Below are 16777 nucleotides of genomic sequence, written 5' to 3' on the forward strand. Positions count from 1 at the left end.
GCTACCACACCTGTCCACGCATCCTCCAGGGACCTGACGATGTCGCACCCAACCTTCCTGTCCGGCCGTCGCAGCGGAATCTGCGCTGCCGCACTGCTGATCTCCACCTCCCTGCTGCTGGGCGGTTGCGCCGCAGGGCCCAATTCCGAAGCCAAGGCTGCCGAGACCAAGGAGGAGAAGAAGGTCGACGCGGTCCCGGTCGAGGTGGCAGTGGCCAGCCACCGTGCCGTCGCGGCCAGCTACACCGGTACCGCTGCACTGGAACCGCGCGCCGAATCGCAGGTCGTCGCCAAGACCTCGGGCGTGGCGCTGGCGGTGCTGGTCGAGGAAGGCCAGCGGGTGAGCGCCGGCCAGCCGCTGGTGCGCCTGGACCCGGACCGCGCACGCCTGGCCGTTGCCCAGAGCGAAGCGCAGATGCGCAAGCTGGAAAACAACTACCAGCGCGCCCAGAAACTGGTTGGCCAGCAGATGGTCAGTGCCGCCGATGTCGACCAGCTGCGCTTTGACCTGGAGAACGTCCGCGCGCAATACCGCCTGGCCACGCTGGAGCTGTCCTACACCACGGTGGTGGCGCCGATCTCCGGCGTGATCGCCTCGCGCTCGATCAAGACCGGCAACTTCGTGCAGATCAACACGCCGATCTTCCGCATCGTCGACAACTCGCGCCTGGAAGCCACCCTCAACGTGCCCGAGCGCGAACTGGCCACGCTGCGCGCCGGCCAGCCGGTGACCTTGGCTGCCGATGCGCTGCCGGGCCAGAGCTTCACCGGCACCGTCGATCGCATCGCGCCGGTGGTGGATTCGGGCAGCGGCACGTTTCGCGTGGTCAGTGCCTTCGATGGCGCCGCGCACGCGCTGCAGCCCGGCATGTTCGGGCGCATCCGCATCGATTACGACCAGCGTGCCGATGCGCTTGTGGTGCCGCGCCTGGCGCTGCTCGACGACGGTGAGCCGGCGGTGTTCCGGGTGCGCGAAGGCAAGGTCGCACGCGTTCCGGTCAAGCTGGGTTACGCCGAGGGCCCGTGGGTGGAGATCCGTGATGGCCTGGCGGCCGGTGATCAGGTGGTCACCGCCGGCAAGGTCGCACTGCGCGACGGTACCGCGGTGCAGGTGATCGCCGATCCGAAGGCCAAGGCGAAGACGGTCGCAGCGGCCCCCACGCCGGCAGACAAGGCCGGGAGCAAGCAATGACCGCCCCGGGCCACGACCACGGTGCCTCGCCGGCGAGCGACGGCGCCGCCGCCGGCATGCGCGGCGGCCTGGTGGAATTCGCCACCCGCCGCCGCGTGACCATCGCCATGTGCACGGTCACGCTGCTGCTGTTCGGCCTGATCGCGCTGGGCAACCTCAAGGTCAACCTGCTGCCTGACCTGAGCTACCCGACGCTGACCGTGCGCACCGAATACACCGGTGCGGCGCCGACCGAAATCGAAACCCTGATCACCCAGCCGGTCGAAGAAGCGGTCGGCGTGGTCAAGAACCTGCGCAAGCTGAAGTCGGTCTCGCGCACCGGCCAGAGCGATGTGGTGCTGGAGTTCGCCTGGGGCACCAACATGGACCAGGCCAGCCTGGAGGTGCGCGACAAGATGGAAGCGCTGAACCTGCCACTGGAGGCCAAGGCCCCGGTGCTGCTGCGCTTCAATCCGTCCACCGAGCCGATCATGCGCCTGGTGCTGTCGAGCAAGGACGCGCCGGCCACCGATGCCGATGCGATCCGCGAGCTGACCGGCCTGCGCCGCTATGCCGATGAAGACCTGAAGAAGAAGCTGGAGCCGGTTACCGGCGTGGCGGCGGTCAAGGTCGGTGGCGGCCTGGAGGATGAGATCCAGGTCGACATCGACCAGCAGAAGCTGGCCCAGTTGAACCTGCCGATCGACACCGTCATCAAGCGCCTGAAGGACGAGAACATCAACATCTCCGGCGGTCGCCTGGAGGAGGGTTCGCAGCGCTTCCTGGTGCGTACCGTCAACCAGTTCGCCGATCTGGAGGAAATCCGCAACCTGCTGGTCACCACCCAGGCGTCGAACGGCAGTGCGGCGGACTCGGCACTGCAGCAGATGTTCAACATCGCCGCGTCGACCGGTTCGGCGGCCGCCATCGCGGCGGCCTCGGCGGCGCAGAGCGCATCGTCCGGTGGTGGCTCCAGCGTGGTCGCCAACGGTGTGCCGGTGCGCCTGAAGGATGTGGCCACCGTGCGCCAGGGCTACAAGGAGCGCGAAGCGGTGATCCGCCTGGGCGGCAAGGAATCGGTCGAACTGGCGATCTACAAGGAAGGCGACGCCAATACCGTGTCCACCGCCGAAGCGCTGCGCAAGCGCCTGGAGCAGATCAAGGCCACGTTCCCCTCCGATGTCGAGTTGACCACCATCGAGGACCAGTCGCGCTTCATCGAGCACGCCATCGCCGACGTCAAGAAAGATGCGGTGATCGGCGGCCTGCTGGCGATCCTGATCATCTTCCTGTTCCTGCGCGATGGCTGGAGCACGTTCGTGATCAGCCTGTCGCTGCCGGTCTCGATCATCGCCACGTTCTTCTTCATGGGCCAGTTGGGCCTGAGCTTGAACGTGATGTCGCTGGGTGGCCTGGCACTGGCCACCGGCCTGGTGGTGGACGATTCGATCGTGGTACTGGAGAGCATCGCCAAGGCCCGCGAGCGTGGCCTGGGCATCCTGCAGGCGGCGATTGCCGGTACCCGCGAAGTGAGCATGGCGGTGGTCGCCTCGACCCTGACCACCATCGCGGTGTTCCTGCCGCTGGTGTTCGTCGACGGCATCGCCGGCCAGCTGTTCCGCGACCAGGCACTGACAGTGGCGATCGCCATTGCGATCTCGCTGCTGGTATCGATGACACTGATCCCGATGCTCAGCTCGCTGAAGGGGCGGCCGCCGCTGGCGTTCCCGGAAGAAGCACCGAACGAACCGTGGCAGCCGCAGAACCGCTGGCAGAAGCCGGTGGCACTGGGGCGTCGTGGTGCCGTCGCAACCGCGCGCTGGAGCTTCTATGCGCTGGCCTGGCTGGTCGTGCGTGCGTGGCGTGGCGTGGTGGCGGTGGTCGGCCCGGTGATGCGCAAGGCCAGCGATCTGGCGATGAAGCCCTACGCCGGTGCCGAGCGCGGCTATCTGCGCCTGCTGCCGAGCGCGTTGGCGCATCCGGGCAAGGTACTGGGCGTGGCCACCATCATCTTCGTGGCGACCATGGCGCTGGTGCCGATGCTCGGTGCCGACCTGATCCCGCAGCTGGCGCAGGATCGTTTCGAAATGACGGTGAAGCTGCCGGCCGGCACGCCGCTGAAGCAGACCGATGCGCTGGTGCGAGAGCTGCAGCTGGCCCACGGCAACGGCGAGGGCGTGGCCTCGCTGTACGGCGTCAGTGGCAGCGGCACCCGCCTGGATGCCAGCCCGACCGAGAGCGGCGAGAACATCGGCAAGCTGACCGTGGTGATGGAAGGCGGTGGCAACGCGCGTACCGAAGCGGAGATCACCGAGCGCCTGCGTGACACAATGGGCCAGCATCCGGGTGCACAGGTCGACTTCGCGCGGCCGGCGTTGTTCAGCTTCTCCACGCCGCTGGAAATCGAGCTGCGCGGGCAGGACATGGCGACGCTGGAAGTGGCTGGCCAGCGCCTGGCGGCGATGCTGCGTGGCAATGCGCACTACGCCGACGTGAAGTCCACGGTGGAAGAGGGCTTCCCGGAAATCCAGATCCGCTTCGACCAGGAACGCGCCGGTGCACTGGGCCTGACCACCCGCCAGATCGCCGATGTGGTGGTGAAGAAGGTGCGTGGTGATGTCGCCACCCGTTACAGCTTCCGTGACCGCAAGATCGACGTGCTGGTGCGTGCGCAGGAAGGTGATCGTGCCAGCGTGGAAAGCATCCGTCGGCTGATCGTCAATCCGGGCAGCACCCGCCCGGTGACGCTGGACGCGGTGGCCGATGTGGTGGCCACCACTGGCCCGAGCGAGATCCATCGCGCCGACCAGACCCGCGTCGCTGTCGTGTCGGCCAACCTGCGCGATATCGATCTGGGCGCGGCCATGCGCGAAGTACAGCAGATGGTGGCCGAGCAACCGCTGGGCGCGGGTGTCGGCCTGCACATCGGCGGCCAGGGCGAGGAACTGGCACAGGCGGCGAAGTCGCTGATCTTCGCCTTCGGCCTGGCGATCTTCCTGGTCTACCTGGTGATGGCCTCGCAGTTCGAATCGCTGCTGCATCCGTTCGTGATCCTGTTCACCATCCCGCTGGCGCTGGTCGGCGCGATCCTGGCGCTGATGCTGACCGGCAAGCCCATCTCGGTGGTGGTGTTCATCGGCCTGATCCTACTGGTCGGCCTGGTCACCAAGAACGCGATCATCCTGATCGACAAGGTCAACCAGCTGCGCGAGGCCGGTGTGGCCAAGCACGAGGCGCTGGTGGAAGGTGCGCGCTCGCGCCTGCGGCCGATCATCATGACCACGCTGTGCACGCTGTTCGGCTTCCTGCCGCTGGCGGTGGCGATGGGCGAGGGCGCTGAAGTGCGTGCACCGATGGCGATCACCGTGATCGGCGGCCTGCTGGTATCGACCCTGCTCACCCTGCTGGTGATCCCGGTGGTCTACGACCTGATGGACCGCCGCGGCGACGCCTACTACCGCGAGCGCGGCCGCAAGCACGCCGGCGAAATCGAGCCGGGCGCAGCAGGCAGCGCGGCGGGCACGGAGGAACCGGCATGAGTGTTGCCGAGTTCTCCATCCGCCGCCCGGTCACTACCATCATGTGTTTCGTGTCACTGGTGGTGATCGGCCTGATCGCCTCGTTCCGGCTGCCGCTGGAGGCGCTGCCGGACATCTCCGCGCCGTTCCTGTTCGTGCAGATTCCCTATACCGGGTCGACCCCGGAGGAAGTGGAGCGGACCATCATTCGACCGGTCGAAGAGTCGCTGGCGACGATGACTGGCATCAAGCGCATGCGCTCGTCGGCCACCTCCGAAGCGGCGCTGATCTTCATCGAGTTCAGCGACTGGGACCGCGACATCGCCATCGCCGCCTCCGATGCACGCGAGCGCATCGATGCGATCCGCAGCGACCTGCCCGATGACCTGCAGCGCTACAACGTGTTCAAGTGGTCCAGCAGCGACCAGCCGGTGCTGAAGGTGCGCCTGGCCAGCACCACCGACCTGACCACCGCCTACGACATGCTCGACCGCGAGTTCAAGCGGCGCATCGAGCGCATTCCCGGCGTGGCCCGCGTTGACATCACCGGCGCACCGCCGAATGAGGTGGAGATCGCCATCGATCCGAACCGGCTCAATGCGCACGGGTTGAGCATCAATGAGCTGAGCGAGCGCCTGCGCACGCTGAACTTCTCGATCTCGGCCGGGCAGATCGATGACAACGGCCAGCGCGTGCGCGTGCAGCCGGTAGGTGAGATCACCGACCTGCAGGAGATGCGCGACCTGGTGATCAACGCCAAGGGCCTGCGCCTGGGGGATATCGCCGACGTGCGCCTGAAACCGGCGCGGATGAATTACGGGCGTCGCCTGGACGGCAACCCGGCCGTCGGCCTGGACATTTTCAAGGAGCGCAGTGCCAACCTGGTCGAGGTGTCGCGGGCGGCTCTGGCCGAGGTCGAATCGATCCGCGCGGAGCCGTCGATGCGCGACGTGCAGATCAAGGTGATCGACAACCAGGGCAAGGCGGTGACCTCCTCGCTGCTTGAGCTGGCCGAGGCCGGTGCGGTCGGCCTGATCCTGTCGATCACGGTGCTGTTCTTCTTCCTGCGCCATTGGCCGTCCACGCTGATGGTGACCCTGGCCATTCCGATCTGCTTCACCATCACCCTGGGTTTCATGTACTTCGTCGGGGTGACGCTGAACATCCTGACCATGATGGGCCTGCTGCTGGCGGTGGGCATGCTGGTCGACAACGCCGTGGTGGTGGTGGAGAGCATCTACCAGGAGCGCGAGCGCATGCCCGGGCAGCCGCGGCTGGCCTCGATCATCGGCACCCGCAACGTGGCCATCGCGCTCAGCGCCGGCACGCTGTGCCACTGCATCGTGTTCGTGCCGAACCTGTTCGGCGAGACCAACAACATCAGCATCTTCATGGCGCAGATCGCGATCACCATCTCGGTCTCGCTGCTGGCCTCGTGGCTGGTTGCGGTCAGCCTGATCCCGATGCTGTCCGCGCGCATGGCCACGCCCAAGCTGGTGCACTCGCAGACCGGCCTGATCGCGCGGCTGCAGCGCCGCTACGCCAAGCTGCTGGACTGGTCGCTGCACCATCGCGGCTGGAGCCTGCTTGGCATCGTGCTGGTGGTGCTGGTCAGCCTGGTGCCAATGAAGCTGACCAAGGTCGACATGTTCGGCGGGGATGGCGGCAAGGACATCTTCATCGGCTACATGTGGAAGGGCGCATACACCTATCGGCAGATGTCCGAGGAAGTGGCGCGTGTGGAGAACTGGATCGACGCCAACCGCGAACGCCTGCACGTCAAGCAGGTGTACTCCTGGTACAGCGAGCAGGAAGGCAGCTCGACCGTGGTCACCCTGGACGAGAAGTACGCCAAGGACATCAAGGCGCTGCAGGAAGAACTACGCAAGGGCCTGCCGAAGTCGGCGCGTACCGATTATTTCGTCGGCAACCAGGGCGGCGATGGCGGTGGTGGCGGCAACCAGGGCGTGCAGGTGCAGCTGGTCGGCGACTCAAGTTCGATGCTGCAGGAGATCGGCCAGGAAGTGGTGCCGCTGCTGGCCCAGCGTGCCGAGCTGCGCGACGTGCGCATCGACAATGGCGAGAAGGGCGGCGAGCTGAAGGTACGCGTCGACCGCGAGCGTGCGGCGGCGTTCGGCTTCAACGCCGAACAGGTGGCCAGCTTCGTCGGCTTGGCCCTGCGCGGTGCACCGATGCGCGAGTTCCGCCGTGGCGACAACGAAGTGCCGGTGTGGGTGCGTTTCGCTGGTGCCGAGCAGAGCAGCCCGGAAGACCTGGCTGGCTTCAGCGTGCGTACCGGCGATGGCCGCAGCGTGCCACTGCTGAGCCTGGTCAGCGTTGATGTCGGCTCCTCGGCCACCCAGATCGGACGCACCAACCGCCAGACCACGCTGACCATCAAGGCCAACCTGGCCGAGAAGGTCACCGCGCCGGATGGCCGCAAGGCGATGGAGTCCGTGCTCAAGCCGATGAACTTCCCGGCCGGCTATGGTTTCACCTTCGATGGCGGCGACTACGGCAACGACGACGAAGCGATGCAGCAGATGGTGTTCAACCTGCTGATCGCGCTGGTGATGATCTACGTGGTGATGGCGGCGGTGTTCGAGTCGCTGCTGTTCCCGGCGGCGATCATGAGCGGCGTGCTGTTCTCGATCTTCGGCGTGTTCTGGTTGTTCTGGATCACCGGCACTTCGTTCGGGATCATGTCCTTCATCGGCATCCTGGTGCTGATGGGTGTGGTGGTGAACAACGGCATCGTGATGATCGAGCACATCAACAACCTGCGGCGCGGCGGCATGGGCCGAACGCAGGCACTGGTTGAAGGCTCGCGCGAGCGCCTGCGGCCAATCATGATGACGATGGGCACGGCGATCCTGGCGATGGTGCCGATCTCGTTGACCAATACGCAGATGTTCGGCAACGGCCCGGAGTACGCACCGATGGCGCGCGCCATTGCCGGCGGCCTGGCGTTCTCGACCGTGGTCAGCCTGCTGTTCCTGCCGACGATCTACGCGGTGCTCGATGATCTGCGCAATGCCGTGACGCGGCTGATCCGTCGCGCGCGTGGAGTGGAGATGGTAGAGCCGGGCGCTGCCCGGCTGTAATGCGCGACAACGTGTTGTGGTGTGGGGGAGGCCGGTCGTAGTGGGGCGGCCTCCCCCTTTTTCCGGTCGGGTCAGGCCCTGCGCAGGAACCAGGTCCGGCGCGTGTACTCGTGACCGAAATCCACCTGCCCGAACCGTGCGATCTCACGCTGGCCACGCCGGTAATAGCGCCAGGGCGCTTTGGCCAGCGGAGGGGTTTGCCCGTAGAAAACATCCATGTGGCCCACGGGCATCGACTTCGGGGTCACGTGCATGACCACGCTGCGACGGGTTCCGGCAGAGGGATGCGGGGCACCGCCATGGAACAACTGCGGGTGCCAGACGATCACATCGCCCGGTTGCACGTGCACCGACTGCGGCTTCAGGCCAGCGTCTTCGCACTGGCGCGCAACCGCATCCTGATAGGCGGTCCAGCCCTCCGGCGACATGGCGCTGATCGGGCCGTAGCCGAAGACCTCGTGTCGCAGCGCCTGTACATCAATTGGCGGCAGCAGGTGGCTGCCCGGGACCACGCGCAATGGACCATTGCTTTCATCAACCGGATCCAGCGCGGTCCACACCCCCATGTAGCGCTCGCCCGGGGAGGTGCAGAATACTGGCGTATCACGATGCAACGGCTGTTCCGATCCGCGCTCGTAGTAGAGGCTGGTGTAGAGCGTGGTCGGTTCGCCGAGGAAGCGATCGCAGACGTCGATGGCCGGATTGTCAGTGAGCAGGCGGGTCATCGCATCCACCGCAAGGTGCAGGTTGACGATCCGATACATGCGCTTGTGATCGTCAAGGTTTCGCGACACCGCCTTTGGATTGCGCTGCTTGAAGCGCGCGATGCGCTCGTTGATGTCCTGGACCAGTGCGGGTGCAATCGCCTGGCGCACCACCACGAAACCATCGCGCATCAGCGCATCGTATGCATCCATTGGGGTGTTCCTTCCTTAAACGCCAAGTATAGCCACGAGTGTTGGGGGGGGTTATCCCGCCACCTTGCCCCACACCTTGAACGTGGTCAGCCACAGGCCGAGCATGCTGCCGATGTTGGTCAGCATGAAGGTCAGCACCACGCGGGTGACGCGGTTGCGGTACCAGCCCTTCAGGCTCTGCGCATCGTCGCGCAGCTTGAGGAAGTCCTCGTACGCCGGCTTGCGCAGGCGTGCTTCCACCAGCGCCGAGAACGCGCCGGTCGGGATGCTCAGGCGGAACGGCTTGAACGGGGCCACCGCGATCGCGGTGAGGATGCTCAGCGGATGGCCGCCGGCCAGCAGGCAGCCCAGGCCCGCCAGGCCGCCGGTATACATCGCCCAGGTCGCCAGCAGTTCGGTGCCCACGCCCAGCCCGCCGCGGTAGAAGCCCACGCCGATACCGGTCGCCACGATCGCCAGGATGCCCAGCGTGAACCACGGAATGTTGCGCTTCTTCGGCACCGCTTCGAGCTCGGCGCGTAGCGGTGCCGGTGCCTCGGTATCGGTTTCCAGGTAGCGCGCCAGGCCTGCAAGGTGACCCGCACCGACAACCGCCAGCACTTCACGCTGCTGCGGGTCGTGTTCCTCGCGCAGGCGCGTGGCCATGTAGAGGTCGCGCTCGCCGATGATGGTCTCGTACAGCGCCGGGCTCTCGCTGGCGAACTCGCCGAAGCTCGACTCCAGCATGTCGCCCTGCTTGAGCTTCTCGATTTCGTTTTCGCCCACTTCCTCGGACGAGAACAGGCCGGCGCCAAGCCCGGCGACCAGCTTCAGCTTGCCGAAGAAGCCCAGCCGCTGCGAGGCACGACGGAAGGTCAGGCCGACTTCGCGGTCGATCAGGTGCACCGGCAGGTTGCGTTCGCGCGCCAGCTCCACCGCACGCTTCAGCTCGGCGCCGGGCTCAATGTCGAGCTGTTCGGCCAGGCGGCGCTGGTAGGCGGACAGGGCCAGGTTGGCGGCGAACAGGGCGACGCGGCCCTTGCGGATCACCTCGACCAGGTCGAGCTTGGCCAGCGTGTCCGGATCGCTCAGCGCCTGCAGGCGTTGCGGGTCCAGTTCAACGGCCACCGCATCGAAACGGCCACTGTCGATCGCTTTCTCCACGGCTTCAACGCTGGCGCGCGAAACATGGGCGGTGCCCAGCAGGGTGTAGCGTACGCCGTCGCGTTCGACGACGCGCACCGGCTGGCCGGCGAACAGGTCGTCGCCGGTCTCGGAAAGGGTTTCGGTCATGGGTTCATTCATTGGAAGGTGCGGTGTCGGCGCCATCGCCGAGCGCGCGCTGCATCTGCACGGTATCCAGCCAGCGGCCATGCTTGCGGCCGAGGCCACGGAACACGCCCACCAGCTCGAAGCCGAAGCGTTCGTGCAGCTTGATTGAAGCGGTGTTGGTCGGTTCGCCGATCACGGCCACCATCTGCCGGTAGCCACGCGCCACGCAGGCATCGATCAAGGCCTGCAGCAGGCCCGTGCCGACGCCTTTGCCCTGGAACGCGGCATCGACGTAGACCGAGTTCTCCACGGTCCACTGGTAGGCAACGCGGGTGCGGTAGGTGTTGGCGTAGGCATAGCCGGCCACCTGGCCGTCGATCTCGGCAACCAGGTAGGGGAAGCCGCGGTCGATGATGTCGCGCATGCGGCGCAGCATCTCGGACGCGTCCGGGATGTCGTACTCGTAAGTGTTGACGAAGTCGGTCACTTCCACCGCGTAGATTGCGGTGATCGCGGCGATGTCGGCCGGGCCGGCATCACGGATGAGGACGGCCATGCGCGGGCTCCGGCTCAGTCGATGTAGCGCTTGAGCAGGTCACCGTACGCGTCGATGCGACGGTCGCGCAGGAACGGCCAGATGCGGCGCACGTGCTCGCTGCGCTGCAGGTCGACATCGCACAGCAGCACGGTGGCATCGGTGCCGGCTTCGGCCAGGAACTCGCCCTGCGGGCCCAGCACGTGGCTGTTACCCCAGAACTGGATGCCCGACGCGCCCAGCGGCGAGGCCTCGTGGCCGACGCGGTTGCAGCTCAGCACCGGCAGGCCGTTGGCCACGGCGTGGCCGCGGTGGCTCAGCACCCAGGCGTCGCGCTGGCGGGTCTTCTCGTCCTGCACATCGTCCGGGTCCCAGCCGATCGCGGTGGGGTAGAGCAGCAGCTCGGCACCGGCCAGCGCCATCAGGCGCGCCGCTTCCGGGTACCACTGGTCCCAGCACACCAGCACGCCAAGGCGACCGACCGAAGTATCGATCGGCTTGAAGCCGATGTCGCCCGGGGTGAAGTAGAACTTCTCGTAGAAGCCCGGATCGTCCGGGATGTGCATCTTGCGGTACTTGCCGAGCAGCGTACCGTCTTTCTCGAACACCACCGCGGTGTTGTGGTACAGGCCGGCAGCGCGGCGCTCGAACAGCGAGCCGACCAGCACCACGCCATGCTTCTTCGCCAGCGCACCCAGGCGCTCGGTGCTCGGGCCCGGAATCGGTTCGGCCAGGTCGAATTCGTCCACCGATTCGTGCTGGCAGAAGTACGGACCGTTATGCAGTTCCTGCAGCAGCACCAGTTTCGCGCCCTGCGCAGCCGCCTCGGCCACGCGTGCTTCGATCACCGCCAGGTTGGCGGCGGCATCACCGTGGTTGCGCTCCTGGATCAGGGCGACGGTAAGGGGGCTGCGCGAGTTCATGCGGGGCGTTCCTGCGGGGGAAAACCAGCATGTTAGCGCGGATGGACGGCGACGGCGTGTCGCGCGCTGAATGGGTGCTGGGTAGTGCCGGCCGCTGGCCGGCAATCCCGTGGATCCATCAGGCAGTGCAGGGTTGCCGGCCAGCGGCCGGCACTACCAATCCTCAGGCCTTCAACAACCCTGCCGGCAGCTGCATGGTGATGCAGTGCAGGCTGCCGTTCTGCCAGATCAGCGAACGGCAGGGCACCTGCACGATCTCGCGGCCCGGGTGCGCCTGGGCCAGCACGTCGCGGGCCAGGTCGTCGGCCGGATCGCCGTAGGCCGGCATCAGCACTGCGCCATTGACGATCAGATAGTTCGCGTACGACGCAGCCAGGCGGCGGCCTTCGTCGATCACCGGCTGTGCCCACGGCAGCGGGAACAGGCGGTACGGCTGGCCATCCTTGGTACGCAGCGCCGCAAGCTCATTGCCCATCGCCTGCAGTTCGGCGTAGTGCGAGTCGCTCTCGTCGTCGCAGGCCTGGTAGACGATGCTGTCAGCCGAGGCGAAGCGGGCGAGGGTGTCGATATGCGCGTCGGTGTCGTCGCCTTCCAGATAACCGTGGTCCAGCCACAGTACGCGGTCCTGCTGCAGCCAATCGGCCAGGTCGGCGCTCAGGCTGGCGCGGTCGCGGTCCGGGTGGCGCTCGTGCAGGCACTTCCAGGTGGTCAGCAGGGTGCCTTCGCCGTCGGTTTCGATGCCGCCGCCTTCCAGGGCGAACGGAATGCTGCGCACCGGCGCATCGTTGAACACACCGGCCTGGTCGAGCACGCCCACCAGCTGGTCATCCAGGGTGGCGTCGAACTTGCCGCCCCAGCCGGTGAAGCGGAAATCCAGCAGCTGGAACCCGCCGTCGGCACGGCGCAGGGTGATCGGGCCGGAATCGCGCAGCCAGGTATCGTCGTAGGCCGCCGTGGTGAAGTGGACCTTGTCCATGTCGATGCGGTTGGAGCGCAGCCGCATCTCGGCGTAGGTCTCCACATCATCGTCGGCCACGCAGATCAGCACCGGCTGGAAGCGGGTGATGGCCGCGACCAGGGCGATGTAGGTCTCTTCCACCTGGCCCAGGCGGTCAGCCCAGTCGGTATCGGCGGTGGGCCAGGCAATCAGGACGCCGCTCTGGGCTTCCCACTCGGCAGGAAAACGAAGGGTCTGGTTCATGGTCTCGCTACACAGGCCCGCCCACGGCGGGTAAAGGGATCAACGGATCGGCGGTTTCGGGCCGATTTCGTTCGGGTCCGCCTGGTTGGCCACCACGTCGATCACCTTCTGCTTCTCGAAGTAGACGGTGAACTGCGGGTACACCCAGCGGTTGATGGTCGGCCATTGCCGCTTCTGCCCGCCACGCGGCTGCAGCTGCTCGCTCGGCGCGCCGAACTGCGCCTGCACCTGCTGCATGCTCTGGCCGCGCACGGGCAGGGTACCGGCCGGCTTCTCGCGGGCGCGGTCGACAAGCAGGGTATCGGCCAGCGCCGGCGTGGCGGCGGCCAGGGTGGCCATCACGGCCAGGGCGGACAGGTAACGCTTCATCTCGATCTACTCCCCAGTGGTCAAGAAAGGCGATTACAGCAAAAACGGCAGGAAAAAGCCGCATAAACAAAAAACCGCCCGAAGGCGGCTTTTTGCATCGGGTCGGCCCCGCGTAGGGCCAGCCGCAGCCGCGAAGGCTGTTGGGCTTAGCGCTGACGCGCCTTGAAACGCGGGTTCGACTTGCAGATGACGAAGATCTTGCCACGACGACGCACGACCTTGCAGTCACGGTGACGGGCCTTCGCCGACTTCAGGGAGGACAGGACTTTCATGGCATACCTCGGCGTAAACAGTAGTTGTTCGGGTGGAGCGTGGCCGCGATATGCGAAAGACAATCGGCAGTTGACGCTCGTTCAAGCCCGCCATTCTACCGGGCTTTTCCTCGTGGTTTCAAGTGGTTGCACAAAAGATCCCGCTGGGGGCGTCTGGCGGGGGCTAGAATGACCCCTTTACACGCTCTGGGAACCCCATGAATCCACTCGCTCCCGTCCTGACCATCGACGGCCCTTCAGGGGCTGGCAAGGGTACCATCAGCCGCATCATCGCGCGCCGGATGGGCTGGCATTACCTGGATTCGGGCGCGCTGTACCGCGCAGTGGGCGTGGCCGCGAGCTGGGCAGACATCGACACCTCCGACGCCTCGGCGCTGGTACGCTGCACCTTCGATACCCACGTTCAGTTTGTCGAGCAGGGTGAAGCCATGCGGGTCATGGTGAACGGCACCGATGCCACCGACGAGCTGCGCCTGGAGACCACCGGCGCACTGGCCTCGGCCATCGCCGCCATTCCCGAGGTCCGGGCCGCCCTGAAGGAGCGCCAGCGCGCATTCAGGGAGCTGCCCGGCCTGGTTGCCGACGGTCGCGACATGGGCACGGTGATCTTCAAGGACGCCCCCTACAAGGTCTTCCTGACCGCCAGTGCCGAGGAGCGCGCCGAGCGCCGGCATAAGCAGTTGAAAGACAAGGGGGTTTCTGTTAACTTTGATGACCTCCTGCGCGAGATCATGGCCCGCGACGCCCGTGATGCTCAGCGTACCGTGGCGCCCCTGAAGCCGGCAGACGATGCTGTCCTCATCGACACCACAGGCATCGGCATCGATGATGTCGTTGCCCGAGTGATGGATCTGCTTCCGGTTCCGGCTGCCTGATCCGTTCGCGCGGGAGCACTGCCAGCAGCATCAGTGGTGGTCGCGCAAAGCAGTGCTGTACCAGCTCCGTCGCGCAATGATGCGTGGCGGTTTTCCTACTACACACGACCTGCGTTTCCGGGGTCGACCAACAGGCGGGCGGTCGCCATTCCCCTGAAGGGGACGCCACCGACCCATGTGTCCAACAGAGTAAATCTAATGACCGAATCATTTGCCGAACTGTTTGAAGCCAGCCAGGCCAACCTGGCCAAGCTGAAGCCGGGCGCCATCGTCAGCGGTACCGTTGTTGAAGTCCGCGGCGACGTCGTGGTGATCAACGCTGGCCTGAAGTCCGAAGGCATCGTGCCGATCGAACAGTTCCGTAACGACGCTGGCGAAATCGACGTCGCCGAAGGCGACATCGTCAAGGTCGCCCTCGACTCGATCGAGAACGGCTTCGGCGAAACCGTCCTGTCGCGCGAGAAGGCCAAGCGCGCGATGGTGTGGGACGAGCTGGAAGAAGCGTTGGAAAAGAACGAAACCATCACCGGCCGCATCAGCGGCAAGGTCAAGGGTGGTTTCACCGTGGACATCAAGGATGTCCGCGCCTTCCTGCCGGGTTCCCTGGTCGATGTGCGCCCGGTGCGCGATCCGGCCTACCTGGAAGGCAAGGAACTCGAGTTCAAGCTCATCAAGCTGGACCGCAAGCGTAACAACGTCGTGGTCTCGCGCCGCGCTGTCGTCGAAAGCGAGCACTCGGAAGAGCGCGAGCAGCTGATGGACAAGCTGCAGGAAGGCGCGATCCTGAAGGGTGTCGTCAAGAACCTGACCGATTACGGCGCGTTCGTGGACCTGGGCGGTATCGACGGCCTGCTGCACATCACCGACATGGCGTGGAAGCGCGTGCGTCACCCGTCGGAAGTCGTGAACGTCGGCGACGAGCTGGACGTCCGCGTGCTGAAGTTCGACCGCGAGCGCAACCGCGTTTCGCTGGGCCTGAAGCAGCTGGGCGAGGATCCGTGGGACAACATCGGCCGTCGTTACCCGGCCAACAGCCGCGTCTTCGGCAAGGTCTCCAACGTCACCGATTACGGTGCGTTCGTTGAGATCGAGCCGGGCGTCGAAGGCCTGGTGCACGTCTCCGAGATGGATTGGACCAACAAGAACGTCAACCCGTCCAAGGTTGTCCAGGTTGGTGATGAAGTCGAAGTGATGGTGCTGGACGTCGATGAAGAGCGTCGCCGTATCTCGCTGGGCATGAAGCAGGTTGCCGCCAATCCGTGGGAAACCTTCGCTGCCACCCACAAGAAGGGTGACAAGGTGTCGGGCCAGATCAAGTCGATCACCGACTTCGGCATCTTCATCGGCCTGGACGGCGGCATCGACGGCCTGGTCCACCTGTCCGACATCAGCTGGAACACCACCGGCGAAGACGTCGTTCGCAACTTCAAGAAGGGCGATACCCTGGACGCCGTCGTCCTGGCTGTCGATCCGGAGCGCGAGCGCATCTCCCTGGGCGTGAAGCAGCTGGAGCAGGATCCGTTCGGCCAGTACATGGCTGCCAATCCGAAGGGCTCCAAGGTCGAAGGCGTGGTGAAGGAAGTCGACGCCAAGGGCGCGATCATCGAGCTGGCTGACGGCATCGAAGGTTACGTCTCGGCCCGCGACATCGCCAACGAGCGCGTTGACGACGCCACCCAGCACCTGAAGGTCGGCGACAAGATCGAAGCCAAGTTCGTGGGCATGGACCGCAAGGGCCGTACCCTGCAGCTGTCGATCAAGGCCAAGGATGACGCGGAAATGCGCGAAGTGCTGGAGGAATACCAGTCCTCTTCGGCTTCCAGCGGCACCACCCAGCTGGGCGCGCTGCTGCGTGCACAGCTGAACGGCAACAAGTCCGAGTAATCGGCCTTACGCTGTTTGTTGTTTCCTGGACGGCCCGGGCTTCTGCCCGGGCCGTTTCAGGCTGAGATGCCCCTGATGTGAGCCGGTAATGACCAAATCCGAACTGATCGAAATCCTTGCGCGCCGCCAGGCGCACCTGAAGGCCGATGATGTCGATCTGGCGGTGAAGTCGTTGCTGGAAATGATGGGCGGTTCGCTGTCCGCCGGGGATCGCATCGAAATCCGTGGTTTTGGCAGCTTCTCGCTGCACTATCGTCCGCCGCGCCTGGGTCGCAACCCGAAGACCGGCGAATCGGTTGCCCTGCCGGGCAAGCACGTCCCCCATTTCAAGCCGGGCAAGGAACTGCGCGAGCGGGTCAGCAGTGTGCTGCCGCTGGACGCCGATCCGGCCTGAGCCTCCGTCGCGCCACCGCGTGCGAATCCAGCCGCGGGTCGGATAAGCTACGGACTCCTGCCACTGGAGCTGTCGCATGAAGGTCTTTCGTCTGCTGGTCCTGCTGGCGGTCCTGATCCTTGGGCTGATCATTGGTGCGGTCAACATGACCGCGATGTCGATCAACCTGCTGTTTACCCAGTTGAATACCTCTGTCGGCGTGGCGCTGATCGCGGCCCTGCTGATCGGAGTCATCGTCGGTGCCGGCCTGGTACTGGTGAGCGTGGTCATTCCGCTCTACGGTCAGCTGCGCCGTGCCAACAAGTCCGTAGCGGCAACGCCGGCCGCGGGTGTTTCCCCCCAATCTTTTGATGGACGCTGATCG

At 65.6% G+C, this 16777-nt stretch carries 14 protein-coding genes; 7 read left to right on the forward strand and 7 right to left on the reverse strand.

All coding sequences use genetic code 11. The annotated features are described in order from the left end of the window. Positions 1-39 precede the first annotated feature (39 nt). Genes ACZK4H_RS09405 through ACZK4H_RS09415 form a run of 3 tightly spaced genes read left to right on the forward strand, consistent with a single transcriptional unit; the run spans position 40 to position 7792 of the window. Complete coding sequence (locus ACZK4H_RS09405) at positions 40-1191, forward strand: efflux RND transporter periplasmic adaptor subunit (RefSeq protein WP_099552297.1); 1152 nt, start codon at positions 40-42, stop codon at positions 1189-1191. After that, positions 1188-4709, forward strand: a complete 3522-nt coding sequence (locus ACZK4H_RS09410; protein ID WP_164145983.1) for an efflux RND transporter permease subunit — start codon at positions 1188-1190, stop codon at positions 4707-4709. Before ACZK4H_RS09405 ends, ACZK4H_RS09410 begins: the two co-directional genes overlap by 4 nt. Beyond that, complete coding sequence (locus tag ACZK4H_RS09415) at positions 4706-7792, forward strand: efflux RND transporter permease subunit (RefSeq protein ID WP_099552296.1); 3087 nt, start codon at positions 4706-4708, stop codon at positions 7790-7792. Before ACZK4H_RS09410 ends, ACZK4H_RS09415 begins: the two co-directional genes overlap by 4 nt. A gap of 71 nt (positions 7793-7863) precedes the next feature. On the opposite strand, the gene ACZK4H_RS09420 is transcribed toward ACZK4H_RS09415, so the two are convergent. The 7 genes from ACZK4H_RS09420 to ykgO all read right to left on the reverse strand — a co-directional run bounded on the left by ACZK4H_RS09420 (position 7864) and on the right by ykgO (position 13260). Then, complete coding sequence (locus ACZK4H_RS09420) at positions 7864-8709, reverse strand: phytanoyl-CoA dioxygenase family protein (RefSeq protein ID WP_099552295.1); 846 nt, start codon at positions 8707-8709, stop codon at positions 7864-7866. Positions 8710-8760: 51 nt separating this feature from the next. Continuing rightward, positions 8761-9993, reverse strand: a complete 1233-nt coding sequence (locus tag ACZK4H_RS09425) for a TraB/GumN family protein (protein WP_478473077.1) — start codon at positions 9991-9993, stop codon at positions 8761-8763. Beyond that, the gene (locus ACZK4H_RS09430; protein WP_005409279.1) at positions 9986-10516 is read right to left on the reverse strand and encodes a GNAT family N-acetyltransferase; all 531 of its coding nucleotides are present in this window, start codon (positions 10514-10516) and stop codon (positions 9986-9988) included. The genes ACZK4H_RS09425 and ACZK4H_RS09430 overlap by 8 nt, the downstream gene beginning before the upstream one ends. A 14-nt stretch (positions 10517-10530) precedes the next feature. Then, on the reverse strand, positions 10531-11418 hold the full coding sequence (locus ACZK4H_RS09435; RefSeq protein WP_005409280.1) for a carbon-nitrogen hydrolase: 888 nt from the start codon (positions 11416-11418) through the stop codon (positions 10531-10533). Positions 11419-11581: 163 nt separating this feature from the next. Then, the gene (locus ACZK4H_RS09440) at positions 11582-12619 is read right to left on the reverse strand and encodes an agmatine deiminase family protein (protein ID WP_032130076.1); all 1038 of its coding nucleotides are present in this window, start codon (positions 12617-12619) and stop codon (positions 11582-11584) included. Positions 12620-12658: 39 nt separating this feature from the next. Then, the gene (locus ACZK4H_RS09445) at positions 12659-12958 is read right to left on the reverse strand and encodes a hypothetical protein (RefSeq protein WP_428843477.1); all 300 of its coding nucleotides are present in this window, start codon (positions 12956-12958) and stop codon (positions 12659-12661) included. 176 nt (positions 12959-13134) lie between these two features. Continuing rightward, positions 13135-13260 carry a type B 50S ribosomal protein L36 gene (ykgO, locus tag ACZK4H_RS09450; RefSeq protein ID WP_005409283.1) on the reverse strand — a complete coding sequence of 42 codons (126 nt, stop codon included), beginning with the start codon at positions 13258-13260 and terminating at the stop codon, positions 13135-13137. Between the two features lie 197 nt (positions 13261-13457). On the opposite strand from ykgO, the gene cmk reads away from it, so the two are divergent. The 4 genes from cmk (at position 13458) to ACZK4H_RS09470 (ending at position 16774) form a co-directional block, all read left to right on the forward strand. Continuing rightward, positions 13458-14135 (forward strand): (d)CMP kinase, encoded by a 678-nt coding sequence (cmk, locus tag ACZK4H_RS09455; RefSeq protein ID WP_049447856.1) that lies wholly within the window; start codon positions 13458-13460, stop codon positions 14133-14135. A 198-nt stretch (positions 14136-14333) separates the two neighbouring features. Next, positions 14334-16019: a 30S ribosomal protein S1 gene (gene rpsA / locus ACZK4H_RS09460; protein ID WP_005409285.1), complete on the forward strand. Its 1686-nt coding sequence runs from the start codon at positions 14334-14336 to the stop codon at positions 16017-16019. Positions 16020-16107: 88 nt separating this feature from the next. Further along, a complete protein-coding gene (locus tag ACZK4H_RS09465) occupies positions 16108-16413 on the forward strand; it encodes an integration host factor subunit beta (protein ID WP_005409286.1) in 306 nt (101 codons plus the stop codon). A 76-nt stretch (positions 16414-16489) separates the two neighbouring features. Then, positions 16490-16774 (forward strand): LapA family protein, encoded by a 285-nt coding sequence (locus tag ACZK4H_RS09470; protein WP_076739220.1) that lies wholly within the window; start codon positions 16490-16492, stop codon positions 16772-16774. Positions 16775-16777 lie beyond the last annotated feature (3 nt).

This window comes from Stenotrophomonas sp. 78350_Sma (assembly GCF_056482105.1).

Excerpts from the sequence above, each read along its gene's own strand:
- ACZK4H_RS09405 (WP_099552297.1), top strand. The coding sequence starts at position 40 with ATGTCGCACCCAACCTTCCTGTCCGGCCGTCGCAGCGGAATCTGCGCT.
- ACZK4H_RS09410 (WP_164145983.1), top strand. The coding sequence starts at position 1,188 with ATGACCGCCCCGGGCCACGACCACGGTGCCTCGCCGGCGAGCGACGGC.
- ACZK4H_RS09415 (WP_099552296.1), top strand. The coding sequence starts at position 4,706 with ATGAGTGTTGCCGAGTTCTCCATCCGCCGCCCGGTCACTACCATCATG.
- ACZK4H_RS09420 (WP_099552295.1), bottom strand. The coding sequence starts at position 8,709 with ATGGATGCATACGATGCGCTGATGCGCGATGGTTTCGTGGTGGTGCGC.
- ACZK4H_RS09425 (WP_478473077.1), bottom strand. The coding sequence starts at position 9,993 with ATGAATGAACCCATGACCGAAACCCTTTCCGAGACCGGCGACGACCTG.
- ACZK4H_RS09430 (WP_005409279.1), bottom strand. The coding sequence starts at position 10,516 with ATGGCCGTCCTCATCCGTGATGCCGGCCCGGCCGACATCGCCGCGATC.
- ACZK4H_RS09435 (WP_005409280.1), bottom strand. The coding sequence starts at position 11,418 with ATGAACTCGCGCAGCCCCCTTACCGTCGCCCTGATCCAGGAGCGCAAC.
- ACZK4H_RS09440 (WP_032130076.1), bottom strand. The coding sequence starts at position 12,619 with ATGAACCAGACCCTTCGTTTTCCTGCCGAGTGGGAAGCCCAGAGCGGC.
- ACZK4H_RS09445 (WP_428843477.1), bottom strand. The coding sequence starts at position 12,958 with ATGGCCACCCTGGCCGCCGCCACGCCGGCGCTGGCCGATACCCTGCTT.
- ykgO (WP_005409283.1), bottom strand. The coding sequence starts at position 13,260 with ATGAAAGTCCTGTCCTCCCTGAAGTCGGCGAAGGCCCGTCACCGTGAC.
- cmk (WP_049447856.1), top strand. The coding sequence starts at position 13,458 with ATGAATCCACTCGCTCCCGTCCTGACCATCGACGGCCCTTCAGGGGCT.
- rpsA (WP_005409285.1), top strand. The coding sequence starts at position 14,334 with ATGACCGAATCATTTGCCGAACTGTTTGAAGCCAGCCAGGCCAACCTG.
- ACZK4H_RS09465 (WP_005409286.1), top strand. The coding sequence starts at position 16,108 with ATGACCAAATCCGAACTGATCGAAATCCTTGCGCGCCGCCAGGCGCAC.
- ACZK4H_RS09470 (WP_076739220.1), top strand. The coding sequence starts at position 16,490 with ATGAAGGTCTTTCGTCTGCTGGTCCTGCTGGCGGTCCTGATCCTTGGG.